The 15,263-nt window shown below is 56.4% G+C and carries 10 protein-coding genes; 2 read left to right on the top strand and 8 right to left on the bottom strand.

Going from position 1 to position 15,263, the window contains the following annotated elements:
- Positions 1-39: 39 nt before the first annotated feature.
- Positions 40-792, top strand: a complete 753-nt coding sequence (locus tag ACFPPD_RS15130) for a hypothetical protein (RefSeq protein ID WP_209749400.1) — start codon at positions 40-42, stop codon at positions 790-792.
- 129 nt (positions 793-921) lie between these two features.
- Here the strand turns inward: ACFPPD_RS15130 and ACFPPD_RS15125 are convergent, their stop codons facing one another.
- The 7 genes from ACFPPD_RS15125 to ACFPPD_RS15095 form a co-directional block, all read right to left on the bottom strand.
- Positions 922-2,379, bottom strand: coding sequence for an ABC transporter substrate-binding protein (locus tag ACFPPD_RS15125; protein ID WP_378082570.1), 1,458 nt, complete (start codon positions 2,377-2,379; stop codon positions 922-924).
- 111 nt (positions 2,380-2,490) lie between these two features.
- Positions 2,491-3,369 carry a carbohydrate ABC transporter permease gene (locus ACFPPD_RS15120; RefSeq protein WP_378082569.1) on the bottom strand — a complete coding sequence of 293 codons (879 nt, stop codon included), beginning with the start codon at positions 3,367-3,369 and terminating at the stop codon, positions 2,491-2,493.
- Positions 3,366-4,283, bottom strand: coding sequence for a carbohydrate ABC transporter permease (locus tag ACFPPD_RS15115; RefSeq protein ID WP_378082567.1), 918 nt, complete (start codon positions 4,281-4,283; stop codon positions 3,366-3,368). Before ACFPPD_RS15115 ends, ACFPPD_RS15120 begins: the two co-directional genes overlap by 4 nt.
- A 152-nt stretch (positions 4,284-4,435) precedes the next feature.
- On the bottom strand, positions 4,436-6,214 hold the full coding sequence (locus ACFPPD_RS15110; protein WP_209749399.1) for a cache domain-containing sensor histidine kinase: 1,779 nt from the start codon (positions 6,212-6,214) through the stop codon (positions 4,436-4,438).
- 43 nt (positions 6,215-6,257) lie between these two features.
- A complete protein-coding gene (locus ACFPPD_RS15105) occupies positions 6,258-7,886 on the bottom strand; it encodes a response regulator (RefSeq protein WP_209749398.1) in 1,629 nt (542 codons plus the stop codon).
- A gap of 227 nt (positions 7,887-8,113) precedes the next feature.
- Positions 8,114-10,102 (bottom strand): glycoside hydrolase family 15 protein, encoded by a 1,989-nt coding sequence (locus ACFPPD_RS15100; protein WP_209749397.1) that lies wholly within the window; start codon positions 10,100-10,102, stop codon positions 8,114-8,116.
- A 65-nt stretch (positions 10,103-10,167) separates the two neighbouring features.
- Positions 10,168-10,746 carry an SLC13 family permease gene (locus ACFPPD_RS15095; RefSeq protein WP_209749396.1) on the bottom strand — a complete coding sequence of 193 codons (579 nt, stop codon included), beginning with the start codon at positions 10,744-10,746 and terminating at the stop codon, positions 10,168-10,170.
- Positions 10,747-10,837: 91 nt separating this feature from the next.
- Here ACFPPD_RS15095 and ACFPPD_RS15090 point away from each other — a divergent pair, with 91 nt between their 5' ends.
- Positions 10,838-11,944, top strand: coding sequence for a YkvI family membrane protein (locus ACFPPD_RS15090; protein WP_378082565.1), 1,107 nt, complete (start codon positions 10,838-10,840; stop codon positions 11,942-11,944).
- Here ACFPPD_RS15090 and ACFPPD_RS15085 read toward each other — a convergent pair.
- Complete coding sequence (locus ACFPPD_RS15085; RefSeq protein ID WP_209749395.1) at positions 11,895-15,257, bottom strand: AAA family ATPase; 3,363 nt, start codon at positions 15,255-15,257, stop codon at positions 11,895-11,897. The two genes, ACFPPD_RS15090 and ACFPPD_RS15085, sit on opposite strands and share 50 nt — an antisense overlap.
- Positions 15,258-15,263 lie beyond the last annotated feature (6 nt).

Raw genomic sequence — 15,263 nt, 5'->3', positions numbered from 1 at the left:
TCTTAATACATATAATGAATACATGGAGGAGGGGTGGACATGACAAATCACGCGGCGATTCGACTGAAACTCGGCGCCGTCCTGCTGCTGTCCGCCGCTCTAGTATCGTGTAGCGCCACGCCTCCCGATGCCGTCTCTTCTATACCGCCGACGAACCTGGAGACGGCGGTCCACACGGATATGCCAATCGCCGGACCCGCCGACGGCGATGCCGCGCCCGACCGATTCGGGGATCCCGCTCCTTTGTCCTCGGCGCCGGAAGCTAGCCCGGATCCGTCCGCTCCGGCCGGCGGCCAAGCGGGAACGTCCGACGAAGAAGAAAGCGATCCGTCGGACGCCGCAGAAGCTTCCAAGCTCGACTCGCCCCCGCCGAAGGCCGATTCGGCGAAGGAGTCAACGTATAATCCGAAAGCGCCTTCGCTCGCGAACGTCAAGCTCGGCGATTCGGACAAAACGATCGTCAAGAAATACGGTTTGCCGATCGAGACTTATCCGCTGCCCGGCGACGACCGCACGATCGTCATCTGGGAATACGATGGCCTGTCGGTCGGCTTCGACGAAGCGTTCGCCGTCGTTTACGTCGAAGTGTATGCGGAGACGGCGAAGACGAACATTCGCGGACTGAAGCTCGGCATGGACGGCGCCGACGCCGCCAAGCTGCTCGGCATCCCGATAGACGGCATGACGAACGTGCTGACGGCCAAAGTCGCCGGAGGCTGGATGAAGATCGACCTGGACCCGGATTCCCGCGCCGTGCTCACGATCCGGCTGCTGACACCGGAAGGCCGGTAAGAACGAATAGAGGCTAAATCAGTTTTAATATGAAAAAGCGATGATGCAGAGTATTCATTCTGCATCATCGCTTTTCGATTTTGGTCAATCGTCGAGGCTGCCCAAGGTCACGGCAGCCCCTTTCCTTTTCTATTCGATTTTCACCTTCGAAAGGACCTCGTTGTCGAACTTCTGTGCGGCAGCGTCAAGCAGTTCTTTAACGTTGGCGTTCTTATCGGTGAACACCTCTTGCATGACATTCGTGATAGCCGCGTAATAATCTTGGCCGTTATAGGCCGGCTCGGGAGCGCCCTTCGCCAGCTCCGACACCCGCGGATCGTATTTGTATACGACCTCGGGGAACTCTCCATATACCGCCTGCACCTTCATGCCGTAATCGGAATCCGACTTCCAATATTCGGCGACTTTCGGGAGCTTCACTTGACCCTTGGACTTTCTGCTCGCAAGGTCCGTTCGCAGCGCTTCCAGTCCGCTGTCTCCGAACAGATCGTTCGTTACGAAGTTAAAGGCCGCTCGCTGCACTTCAGGCGTTTCCTGAGGATTGATAATGGTGTAGTTGCCTCCCAATACGCCAACATGTTCCCCGCCCTTTTCCATCGAAGGCATCGGCATGAGAATAATATCATCCTTGTTCATCCCGCCGTTATTCACGGCATCCTCGACGGTATTACCCAGGACGATAGCCGCGCGGCCTTGTTTGAAGAGGTTATACGTATCGCCATAGTTCAGCGCCCAATTTTGCGGCATCGCCTTTGCTTCCCATCTTAACTTCTTCAAGAATTCCATTGCTTTAACCCCAGCTTCCGAATTGAACGCCGACTTCACTTTGCCGTCCGCAATGGTTTCAGCTTCGCCGCTTGCTTGATACAGGAAGTTGGTCCAATTCCAGCCGCCCTCGTTGCCTTTGGCCATAATGGCGAAGCCCGCGATACCTTTCGCCGGGTCTGCGGTCGCTTTAGCCGCTTCATAGAATTCATCCCATGTCCAGTCCAGCGAAGGAAGAGGAACGTTCTTCGCTTCGAACAGCTTCTTGTTGATCATTACGGTCATGATATAGGCATCGCGCGGGATGGCGTAAAGCTTCCCGTTAAAGGTAAACGGCGCTGTGAGCGTTTCATTGAAATCGGTTGCGTGCTCATAGTTTGCCAAGAATGGCGTCAGGTCCGTGGCCCATCCCTTCTCGAGCAGCGTCTTGCCTTCCGTCGCGAAAGTAGAATAGAAGGATGGCGCCTGCTTCGCAGCCATTTTGATGCCGATTTCATTGGGCGCGTACTGCCAATCGTTCTTCTTAATCGTTACATTCGGATATTTCTCGGTGAAACGTTTGATTGCCTCATCGGTAATCGTAATGGCCACGGTATTATCGGATTTAGGGTATTGGACGGTCATCGTAACCGGCTTGCTCTGATCCGATTCCGTCGCTTTCTCCGTACTCTCGCTCTGCGCGCTGTTCTCTGCGGAGCTGCTCGCTTTCGCGGGCGAATGGCTTGAGCCGTCCGTTTGATTGTTTTTCCCTCCGCAGGCTGTTACGAATGCCATCAGTGCGACGAGAAGCATGATTCCGAGTTTTCTGCCATAAAGCTTCATTGAATTTTCCCCTTTCTTTATAACGAAAATTGATTTGCAAAAATATCATACTTTGGATATGTTTTGTAATCGATGACGGATTCTCGGATTGTGGTGACGAATTCACCTCGGTTATCCCTTGACCCCCGACAGATTCAGGCCGGCCATAATATTTTTCTGGAAGAGTAGGAAAAAAACCAGAGGCGGCAGCATTACGGCGGTCAGCACGCTGAATTTGACATTAAACGGAATGATGCTCGACTGGATGATGTTGCGGTAAACAACGGAGGCGACCGGATATTTCTCCTGTGTCGTTAGAACAAGAGACGGCCAATACCAATCATTCCACGTATGGGTAAAGGCGAAGATAAGCAGCGTCGAAAAGACGGGCAGCGACAGCGGAACCGCGAGCCGAAAGAAGCAGCGTATTTCCGAAGCGCCGTCGATTCGCGCCGCCTCGAACAATTCTTTGTGAATACCGTCGAAGAAGCTTTTTAGCAGCAAGATTTGGAAGGCATTGGCCCCGGCGGGCAACCAGAAAGCCCAATAGGAATCGATAAGGCCCAGGCTCTGCAAATTAAGAAAACTAGGAATCAAGTAAGTCGCGCTCGGAATCAACAGCGTACTCATGAAGAAAAAGGTAAAGCCTTTGCGAAACGGAAGCTTCATCTGAGATAGGCTGAATGCCGCAAACCCCACGACGAGAAGCGGAATCATGGCGTTCCCGGCATAGAGGATCAGCGTGTTCCCGAATGCCCGTCCCAAATCAACGTATTGAAATCCTTCCGCGTAGTTCCTCCACTCCCATTGTTTCGGCAGAAAAGAAGGCGGAAACGTAAAAATCTCTTGTTTGGTCTTGAACGAGGAGAAGATCGTCGTGCCGAACGGATATAACATGGATAAGGCAAGAAACAACAAACCTAGCAGCATAACGCCGTAACCAAGACGAACTGTGGGTTTCTGTAAATCGTACGTCGAAAGGATGCTCCGTTCGCGATCGTTTTTTTTCACGCTTCTTTACTCCTTCCTTGAATGAAATAGAGGATAATCGACAGCGACGTCAGCACAACGAACATGAGTACGCCCATCGCCGACGCTTTGCCGAAGTTGAATCCGACGAACGCTTCGTTAATGATCTGGTACATATAAGTTAACGTCGCATTATTCGGCCCTCCACCGGTTAACGCGTAGTGCGTTTGGAAGCCCTGAGACGTTCCGATCATCTGCAAAATGAACAGGAGCACAAACAGATGTCGGATGCTTGGGATCGTGATATGGCGAATTCGCTGCAGCACGCCCGCCCCGTCAATCTCGGCTGCTTCGTATAAATCCTTCGGAATGCCGACGATGCCGGCCAGATAAATCAGCGCGGCCGTTCCGAACCCTTGCCAAGTTTCCGCAATGACGATAGAGAGCATCGCCGTGTTTTTATCGGTCAGCCACATGACTTGGTGAATACCGAACCCAGACAGCATTTGATTCGCCGGTCCGAGAGGATCGTAAAGCCATTGCCACATCCCATACAGAACGACAGCCGGTACGATGTTGGGCAGGTAGACCATCAGGCGCATCGTACCCTGAAACCATCTAAGCTCCGATACGGCTATCGCTGCGATACTCGGTACCCAGAATCCGATCAGCACGCCGAGAAACATGTAATACAAAGTGTTCCGGACCGATATGCCGAGGGTACTGCTTTCAATAATCTCGCGATAGTTCGTCAAACCGACGAATGTGCTCCCGTTCACGAAATCGACATTCATAAAGCTGTAGACCATTCCTTTCACGATCGGCGTCCACAAAAATATACAGAAAATGACGATCGCCGGAAGCAGAAATAGTACAGCCCAAAAATGATCCTTTACTTTCTTCGAAAGCCGATTGCCGGCCGTTCTTTCTTCTACCGCAGCAATAACAGTCGCCACCGATTCTTCCTCCCGGTTATCGTTTCAAGTCTCTGTCATTATATAAAGAAACGATTGGCACTCCCATGACGGGTTCTCCGAACATTGTGATACATCCTAAGAGAAGCGCCCCGTCAACGTGAAAAACCGCCTGTTACGGCGGTTTCGATAGTTCATTCAGGAGAGATGGGCGACTCGTCCAATGAACGGATGGCGGGAAGCCGGATAGAGGCTTTGACGCCGCCTTCTTTCCTGGCGGAATAGGCGAGTCCGTACTCGTCGCCATAACGCAATTGAATGCGTTTGTGAACGTTGCGGATCCCGAATCCCCTGTCGACATTAGCCGTCCCCTCGAGCAGCGATTCGATTCTTTCGAAATCGACGGGACGGAATCCGTTGTCCTCAACTATGATCAGCAATTCAGGCTCAGACAGTTGGATGTCAATCCATATCTCCCCTTCTCCGTCCATTTTTCCGACACCATGCAGGATACTGTTTTCTACCAGAGGCTGTAAGATGACTTTCGGCAGGAGATAGTCGCCGATGCTCTCTTCCGCCTCAATATGGAATTGAAACGAACGTTGATACCTTTTTTCCTGAAGATGCAGATACGCCTGCACGTGATTAAGCTCTTCACGAATCGTGATGACTTCCTTACCGCGGCTTAACCCGATCCGAAGAAGCGCCGATAAGTCCCTCACCATGTCCGCCACCTCCGGAACGCCGCCCCTGATTCCGTACCAGTAGATGGAATCCAACGTATTGTACAGCAGATGCGGCGTGATTTGAGAATGCATCAGCATCAGTTCGGATTCCTTCTGTTTGATCTCCATGACGTATTTTTCTTCGATCAGTTGGTTCAACCGTTCCGTCATCGTATAGAAAGACCGGTAGACATGACCGATTTCATCCTTACGCTCCGCTTCATTGAAGCGCATCGGTCGTGCTCCCGGTTCATAGGAGCGGGTAAGGCTGGCAAGCCTGGCCATCGGATGAAGGAACGATCTGCCGAAATAGAATAGAAAAATCAGGATGACGATGAAATAACAGAGGGCTGTAATCCGGATGATTTCCTGGACATCGCGATGGGAGCCGATGAGGGAATCAAGCGGAATGTCGTAAACCAGCCGGTTGGCGTAAGACACGCTGTCATGATAAATATACATGTGGCTGTTCGCAATGAAGACGTTCGGAAGCAGATCTCTCGAGCTCTGCGGCATGAAGAAAGTCGACGCAACCGGCTGTGAACCGGCCAATACGTTTCCCCTAGCGTCGATGAGATATTCCTTTGTCCCTACGGGCAATGCGATCGAATTCATCTCGGCGCGCAGCACGCTTTCAATACCCGTGGCAACCAGGATGCCACGGGTATTGCTGCCGTCGGAAAGATCGATGACTGCCCTAACGTATGCCACGGTCTTCTGCGGTTTCAAGTTAAAACCGAACGGTTCGATGATCTTGACAGACCCGCCGCCGCCATCTTTCACCGCATCCTGCAACCAAGGTTTATCCCTTAAATCTTCGATGAAGAAGACCCCGGCTTCAGACACATCGGTCGTAGGTGCAAAGTAGTAGTCCGAAGAATTCTCCGTTACGACGAAGAGGGAATATTTGACCTGGGAAGAAGCGTCTTTGAGCAGCTTCTCCGTTGCCGCGTACCACTCCAGACGCTGTTTCAAAGTGAGCGTACTCCCCTCGCTCCTACTCTGCATGAGCCCCGTTCTTAAGATAGAGACCGTAGTCTGATCAACGGAATCCATCACTTTGTCCATCGTAATGTGGTTCTGTTTGCTAAGCTCCGACAACGTTGTTCCCGCCTGCTGTTGGATGGCGAGAGAAGCTTTATCGGAAGCGAACCAAAAAATAAGCAGCATCGGAACGATCAGGAATACGATGACGAACAGAATCGCTTTATGGATAAATCTTTGCGGTTTCAATGTTCTGAATAACACGGCACCCCCGCCGATCTCATTATTCTGTGTGGTTGTATTCGGCTTAGCCGCGGATTGTATTCGGACTTTCGCCGAAATACCTTTTGAACATGCGGCTGAAATGCTCTGGAGATTCATAGCCGATCTCGTCCGCGATTTCATACCGTTTCTTGGTCGTGTTAACGAGGAGCTGTTTGGCTTCTTCCATCCGTATCTTGGTTACGAATTCCCAGATGGTTTCTCCTATAATCTGCTTGAATAAGTAACTCAGATAGTTAGGGCTCAGGTGCACATGCTCCGCTACATTCTGTATTTTCAATCCTTTACTGCGGTAATGGATACGAATGAACTGAATGGTCATCTGAATGATGGCTTGATCCTGGTCGGTCATGGACGTATGGACAAGGCCGGCGGCTTCCGATAGAAAGGCGGACAGTCGCTTCTTCTGCTCCATCCCCGACAGCGGAAACTGAAAGAACAGAAGCGGATCAAGCGCTTTGTAACGATCTCCGACCGTTTCTTTCATATCCAATAGTGTCGCATATACCCGATAAGCGATGCTGAGCGGAATACCGGCTGTCGAATCTTCGCCTTCCAGTGCCGGCGAGATGTCCGTAATAAACTTGCTGACGGATTCCTGCACATCCTCCTGCTTTTTACCGATCTTGATCCACTCGACGAATGTATCGGTTTTTTCTTGCCAGTTCACAGCTGCTCTCAATTTCTTTAAGGAGAAATCCGCCGCATAGAAAACGTTGTGATTCCCGTACAGACCGTGCCATTTCGCGGCATCGTTTGCCTCCCTATAGCCATCAGGCAGCCCTTCCAGCCCATTCCGAATGGAACTAATGCCGATTACCGCTTCCATGTGCAGATAATGTCGGATGTTGCTTGCCAACGTATTTCCAATCAGGTTCAGCTTAGTTAACCCATCCATCCTGTTTCGTTCATCCTCGGAATCGCCTAACTGCAGAATGACCATGATCCGGTTTCCTTGCCCGTAGAACGCCAGTGTATTCCAATCCGTCAGCGTTTCCTCAATTATATTGAACGCTGCGTACTTCAGCAGGTTCCGGTCGCGGAGCGAACGGATCGTTTCTCCCCACAACCCGGCATGCGACCAGAGTAATTCGACTACATACACCGCAAAATAAGGACCGCTCAGCTCTACGCCTAAATGCTCGAATATATACCGGCATTCGTCGTCATGCTCTAGAGATCCCGTCAATACCTCATTTAGGAAATGGGTTCGCAGAGAAGACATGCCCGTCATCGAAAATTTGAGCTTTAACGAGTCTTCCAATAGCAGCTTGTATTTTTCTTTACGGTCCGAGAGCTCCCGGCTGACTACCTCCGTAAGCTGCGTGAGCAGAACCGGTTTGATCAAATAATCCCGGGCGCCCAATCGGATGCACATTTGCGCATAATGAAATTCATCGTGCGCGGAGATCACGACGACCGGAATATCCGGCTTCTCCGCGAGTATCGATTCCATTAATTCGATGCCGTTCAAACCGTCCATCTGGATATCGGTTAGAACGAGATCCACCGATTCCATGCGCAAGTAATCCAGCGCCTCGTAACCATTCCAAGCCGTCAACACCTTCGTAACGTTAATGTCGGACGATTCAAGGAATTCCTTGATTCCCTGGCAGACAATGGCTTCATCGTCAACGACCAGCACGGTATACATAGACACCCCTCCGCACGAATCTTTTTGTTATTCTATTGTAGAATCAAGTCGGACTTCCGTCGATGACTGATCCATGGAATAGGATGATGTATTCGGTTCTAACTGGTTGATTGACTCGGTTTCAAGCAAATGAAGGGGCTGCCCCTAAGCGACTTATGAATTAAAAAGTGGCGGCGCAGGAATATAACTCCTGTACCACCACTTTTGCCCCTTTTATGAGATGCGGATCAGTTTGTTCGGAGCTCTCCGCGTTCCGCCAGCATGTGGACCGCGAGCAAGAACATGGCGTGCGACCAAGTGAGCGGAACGACCCAAGCGGTCTCGCCCGTCTCGCGGTCGACCTGCTCCGGCAACAAGCCGGACGGCGTCGTATGGCGAACGGCGTAATCAAGAAGCCGCCTCGCCTCGTCGTAACGGCCTTGCAACGTTCGGTAATGGCTGAGCCACAACGTCGTCAGAATCCACGGATTGCCGCCGATGTAGGCATCGTTCTCGTAGCGCTTGATGCCCCCGACCTTCGGGGATGTGAGCAGCGCTTCGATCGCGTCCGCCGTGCGGGCCATTCTCGGGTTGTCGACGGGAACCGCGCCAAACGGCACGGAAAGTCCGAGCAGACTGATGTCGACGATCGGATCGTGATCGAGAATGTACGATTGATAGCCCTTGTCCCTCGGCTTCACCGTTCCCCGGGCTCCGTTCGCGATAGCGGCTTCGTAATCCCATGGGTTGACGTTCAGCTTGAGACCTCTGTAATAAGAACCTTTGTCCTCGTTCCAGCAATGGGCCTCGATCGAAGCGGAGATGCTCCGAGCGATGCTCTCCCATGCGTCCGCGAGCTCGTTCCGTCCTTTGCGGCGCGCGAACGAGGCGGCGGCGGACAAACCGCCGTGAACCGCGGCCGCGGAATACGTATGTTCCGCCAGCCGCTCCTCCCATAAGTCCATGCTCGGCAGAGGAAGCCCGGTTTCCGGGTCGATGAACCCGGCCAGGTACGATGCGCCCTTCTCGACGGACGGCCACATCCGCTCCAGGAAATCCTGGCGCTCTCCGCTGTGCAAGTAATATTCCCACATTCCCCATAAGAGCGAGGAACCTTCGTCGATTTGCAAGCCCCAATGGGGCGCGAGGCTGCCGTCGTTGTAATGGCGTTGTTGCCAGGAACCGTCGGGCTCCTGAGCCGTCACGGCCCAGTCGTAGAACTTCTCCGTCAGCGCGCCCAAGCCGGCTTTGTTGAACGCCGTCGTGACGAACGCCGCGTCCCTTCCCCAGCTGTACGCGTATCCGCCGCAGCGGCTGAAAGTCTCGTCGAATTCCGGAGCGGCGACGATCGTTCCCGTCGCTTCGTCCGCCATCAGCTTCATCGCGAGCAGGGAACGCTCGTACAAGTCGACGATGCGCTCGTCCCCGCCGGGACATGGCGCCGCCTCGGACAAGTAATTCGACCAATACGCGACCATTTCCGCGAACCAGTCGTCGTAAGATTTGGCTTTCGCCGTCTCCAGCGCTTCGAGCGCTTCCCCGCGCGAATGCCCGGCCGCGATATAGACCGGAACGACGACCGACTGACCCGGCTCGATCTCGGCTAACGTCCATTTCATCGCGCCGTCCGGTTTCATGTCGATGCGGTTGCCGTTCAGATAACCGTCGCTCGCTTGCCGCCAAGATCCTTGCCCGGCTTGATAGCCGCTGCACGTCTCCGGACTTCCGATCGCGAACGCGTACCGGTGGCGGAAATGCAAAAGGGCATCGTGATCGCCCCGGAATTCCGTCGTCATGTACCATTCATTGTCCATGATCCGGAACGATCCGTAATGGTAAAATTCCAAATGCAGCGTCTCGCGCCCCTTGTTCGTCAGCCGGTATCCTCTCGCCATGAGAGGTTGTCCCGGAACGGCAAAGTCGGTCTGTTCCGCTTCGACCGGAAGCTCCGGATGAGAGGAAACGACGCGATAAGCGTTCGTGCGGGGCACGTAGCTTGCGGCATGCGTCCACCCCGCCGCGGGATCGTCGAACCAGGTTACGCCCCCCGGCGTTTTCCCGATCTTCAATCCCGCGCGGATCTCGTCCACATGCTGCGGGTAATCGATGTGCGGCCACCACAGCCGGTACAATCTCCCGGTCGAACCGAGAGAGACCAGCATGGCGGAATTACCCGCGATCGCATCGACGAGGTAAGGCTTCTTGCGCAAATGTTCTTGCAATCGTTCGTCGTTCATTTTGAACTAGCTCCTTTGAAGCCCGGAACAGACGGACGATTCTCCCGGGCCGGGTAGTCGTTTGCTCACATCGCCGGGCTTGCTCGCAAGCCCGGCGCCCGAAGCGAATTCCGCGCGCGCGGAGCACCCGCGCGGCGTCTTTTCGCTCCCCCCTCGGGAACCGTGAATCGTCCTTCTTCCATTGTACCTGATCTTCGCTTCCGATCAACCCCCCTGCGGTCCGCCGATTCGCGGTATCTCGCGCGATTTTCGTTCGTTAGAGCAGGTTTTGCAACCAAAGCGCCGTCAAGGACACGAACAAGACGGGAATCGTCAGCAGGAAAGCGTATGAGACCGACCGATAGCAGGAAAGCGATTCTCGCCGTTTTGCCCATGCCGAGCAGCGCCGTCGCTTCCAGCACGATCGGCGTCATGATGAGAATCGTGCCGTCGTTGTTGAAGAACGTCGTAATCAAGCACGAGAACAGCGCCAACCCCGTCAATAAGAGCAAACGCCGGTCGTGAAACCTGCGTACGATATGGAGCGCCGCCCAACGGAAGAAGCCGTTGCCGTCCATGACCGCGGTCAACACCATGACGCCGATGAGAGATAATGTCGCGTTCCAGACGACCTGCCATATATAACCCGCGTGCAAGAAAGACATGTTCGCATGCTCCTCAAGTCATGCCCGTCCAAGCTGTCTCATACAGTATAAGAACAGCCGGACAAGGTCCGTTTCGGGAGGTTCCGCTCGAATGAAGCAATGGGCGCTCAGCATTCAAGTCGCGTTGGTGTTTATCGGAACCGTCGTCGGGGCGGGTTTCGCCTCCGGCAGGGAAGTGATGCAGTTTTTCACCCGTTTCGGGTATTGGGGACCGTATTTGATCGTCGTGTCCACCGTGTTTTTCGTCTGGATCGGAGCCAAGGTCATGTTGCTGTCGGCCAAGCTGCAGGCGAAATCATACGAAGACTTGAACAAGCATCTGTTCGGCGAGAGAACGGGCAAGTGGGTCAGCGTGCTGATGCTCGTCGTTTTGCTCGGCGTCAACGCCGTCATGCTCGCGGGCGCGGGCTCGATTTTCTCCGAACATCTGAACCTCAGCTATCAGACGGGCTTGATCGTCACGATGTTCGCTTGCTTCCTGCTCTTGCGCAGAGGCATGAACGCCATTCTGTCGATCAATACGTTCGTCGTCCCGCTCATGATCGGCTTTACGGCATTCCTCGTCGTCGAGACGCTTCGGCAGCCGGTATCCGGCGCTTGGCTGACCCGAGAAAGCGATCTGTCGCCATGGGCAGCCTGGTTATCGCCGTTCCTATACGCCGCTTTTAACTTGTCGATGTCGCAAGCGGTTCTCGTCCCTCTCGGCTCCGCGATCAAGAATCCGGTCGTGCTGCGAAGGGGCGCTTGGCTAGGAGGCATCGGCATCGGCTTGATGCTTCTCGCCGGCCATCTGGCATTGTCGGCGAGAATGCCCGACGTCGCCCGCTTCGACATTCCGATGGGCGGCATCGCTTTATCGCTGAGCGCTTGGTTGCACTGGATATACGTCTTGCTCATCTTCATGGAAATCTTCACGACGCTCGTCGCCGACATCTTCGGGCTGACGCTTCAGCTGGAATCGAGACTGAATGCGGCGCCTTGGCTCATTACGGCGTCGTTGCTTCTGCTTTGTTTCCTCGCCGGCCAATTCGGGTTCGGACCGTTGCTGTCCGCGCTGTATCCGACGTTCGGACTGCTCAGCCTCGGCTGGCTGTTCTTGATCAGCCGAGACAGACCGCGAGTGCCGATTCCGCCGCCGCCGCCTAGCCCTAGCTCCCCAATACAAGCATCCGGGCTTCCGGAAGCCCGGACGAAATAGCCCGCGCGACGCTTTCGTGACAAGTGAACAGAATGACTTGCCGGGTGCGCGACAGCTCCCCGATGACCGGAATCGTAGACTGAAGCCTCTTCTCGTCGAAGTGGACGAACAGATCGTCGAGCAGCAACGGCAGCGGCCTGTCCGGGGAAGCCGCTTCGCATAAGGCGAATCTCATCGCCAAATAGAGCTGCTCCTGCGTGCCGCGGCTCAGGAAGGCGCTGTCGAGCAGTCGCTTGTCCGCCGTCTCGGCGAGCATCGCCTTCGTCTCGCCGGGCGCCACGATGCGGACGTAAGCGCCGTCCGTCATGCGGCGGAAATGGCGGGACGCCCGCATCAACACTTCCGGCTGCTTCTCTTCCTCGAACACCGCTTTCGTTCTCGCGATGAGCCGCTCGCTTAATGCCAGCACGGCGTATCGTTCGGTCAACGCTTCCAGCTTGCCCTGAAGCTCCCGCAGGCGCTGCGCGGAATCTTCCAGTTCCGCGTCGCCGCGCTGGCGCTCCAGCTCTTGGGCGAGCCTGCCCCGCCGGTCGAGCCGCTCGGAGCGAACCTGCTCCGCCGCTTCCAGCCTCATCATCCCTTCGACCGCCATAGCCGACAGCTCTGCGGCGTCGTAGGATCGAAGCAGCTCGTATAACCGTTCCTTCGCATCCTCGTCTTTGCCGGATTCGAGCCGGATCCGGATTTCTCCGGCTTCCCTTCTCCGCGCGCGGCTTTGCCCGTCGACGGCGAGACGGACGTCCAGCTCGCTCTCGCTCCGTTCGCCCGTTTCCTCCAGCATCGCGGCGATGCCGGCTTGCGCGGCCGCGAGCCGTCCGGCCGCCTCTTCCGCGGCGGATGCCGATTCGGCCGACAACCGATCGAGCCGCTCCGCTTCCGCTTTCTCCGCCGCCATGGCCGAGGACTCGCGCGCCAGCCGGCTCGCCGTTCGAGCGGCATCATTCTCGGTTGCCGCCGCTCCCGCTACGCCTTCTCCCTCGCAGGCTTCGCGAAGCTTGCCGACTTCGGCTTCGTAATCGCCGATCGCCGCATCGAGCGCAAGTACTCGTTCAGCAACGCGATTCCGCCTCCGCAGCGCGACCTGTCCCTGCTCCGCCAAGCCGAGCAGCTCCGGCAAGCCGTCCGGCTCCAGATTCGCGGGCAGCTTACGTTCCTCTAGCCATTGCCGCCATTCTTCGCGCAGCTTTTCTTGTCGATCTCGGCTATCCGTCGCGTCGGCCAGCGCGAATTCGCGTTCCCTGCGCGTCTCTTGCAGCCGGCCCAACAGCTCGCTCAGCTTCGCTTCGCCCCGCTCGGAAGCTTCGAACCGCTCCAACTGCTCATATACGGCATCCCGCAGCCTTTGCCAGCTCTCGTCCTCCGTAGGGGAAACTCGCAATAACTCCCTCTGTGTGATTGCATCGGCAGTTTCAGTGCCCTCGCTTCCTAGCATAACGCCCAGATCGCCTGCCGCCGTCTCGGGATGGCGTAGCAGCTGGCGAAGCGATTCGCCGAATTTCTTGCGGCCGAGCCGAAGCTCCGCCAACGCTTGCGACGCCGCCTGCGCGGATGTCCCTTCGCTTGCGCCCCGATCCGCCGCTCCCGTCGGCGATGCCGCGCGGAACGAGACGGCTGAAGCGATAACGAACGCGAGCGCTATCAGCGCCGAACCGATTGCTCCCGGCCCGTCGCTACCGCCGAACAAATAGATCGACGCGAATACGAGCGCGAGCGCTGCCGACGCGACGCCGAACAGGAAATTGCGGGAGCGCCCCGTCTTGCGCGTTCTCCCCGTCGCTTGCCCCGACCTCGATCTCGTCGAACCGCCCGCGGCTTCCGCCGCCGGAGTAACCGGCATCATGCCCGCTACGGCGGACGCGGCCGTCCTCGCGCGCTCGAAATCGCGCCGCGAATCCTCCGCGCGGTGCCAAGCCTGCAGCAAGGCCGGCTTCGCGCGCGGCGCGAACAGGCCGAAAGACTCGACAACCGCCGCATCCGTCCCTGTCGATGCCGCCGATCCGGCCGGTATCGCCGCGCCGCCGTTCCGCTCAGCGCGACCCTCCGCGTCCGCTTCCGCGGCTAACGCCGCTTCCGTTCGCGCGAGCCGTTGAAGCTCCGCCTGCAGCGTCGCGCGAGTCTTCTCCGCATCCGCCCACTCCAGCTGCAAGGCCCTGATCTGCTCGCGTTCCGCTGCGAGCCCTCCGAACGCGAGCAATTCGGTCTCTCCCCAATTCGCGGATATGCGGGAGATCGCGCTATGGACGGCCTCGTTCAGCGTCCTCCGTTCTGCTTCCAGTTCCGTCCGTTCCTCGCGCTTGGCGGAGATCGCTTCCCTCATGCCGTCGAGACGCGCCCATTCTGAGGCGGAAGCGGCTAACGCCTCGTCCCAGACGACGCGCGCCCGCCGCTCCTTCCATTCCTCCGCTTTCCCTCTCGCCTCGGCATACCCTCGTTCGGCTTCTTCCTTGGCCTTCGTCAAGCGTTCCCGCTTGAAAGCCGCGTCCTCCGCCAGAAGCGGCGCATCCGGATTCGCGAGCCGGCTCCTCGCTTCCGCGTCCTCCGCGAGCAACGTTTCTCGCTTCAGCCACCATTGCCTCGATTCGCCGGCGGCTTGCAGCCTGGCGGCGTCCAGCCGAAGCATCGGAAGCTCGCGCTCCGCTTCCGCCAATGCCGCCTTCAGCCGCGCCAGCTCTTCCTCGGTCTCCACATAGGTTAGCACGCGGTCTTTCCGCTCGCGGATCGCGATCTCGATCGCTTTCATCTCGGCGAGCAGCTTGCTCATCTCCTGCGTCGAACCTTTCGGCCGGTACAGCTTGTCCATCTCCGCCGCGATTTTGCGCCGGGCGCCCGTTAGCGCCGTTCCTCCGGCGAGACCCGCATGATAGAGATAATTGCCGACTTCCTCGCCCTGCAACGTTCTCAACTCATGCAACTCGTTCAGCGATACGGCGAACAGCTGCCGGAACAATCTCTCCGAGATGCCGCCGAGGTGAGCCTTCTCCCACTCGGCCTGCCCGATCGTTTTCTCGAAACCGTTGCCGTCGCGCAAGACCAACTCGCCGCTCCGTTCCGCGTAACGCTCGAGGACCCAAGTTCTGCCGTCCTTCTCCTCGATGAGCAGTCGGCCGCCGTGGCGCCCGCCGTTTACCGGCTCGCCGCGCTCGACGAGATCCTTCCTCGTCGGGAAGCCGTATAACATGCTGCGGACAAAACGAAGAAGCGTGCTTTTGCCCGCTTCGTTGGGTCCGTATAGGACGGTTACCGACGTATCGAGCGCGAGCTTGACCGCCCGAAGCGCGCCGTAACCGTCGACTTGAAGCTCTTTGATGCGCATCGTTGC

Source organism: Cohnella suwonensis (assembly GCF_042655365.1).
Classification (GTDB): domain Bacteria; phylum Bacillota; class Bacilli; order Paenibacillales; family Paenibacillaceae; genus Cohnella; species Cohnella suwonensis.
This window is presented reverse-complemented; position numbering and strand designations above follow the sequence as displayed.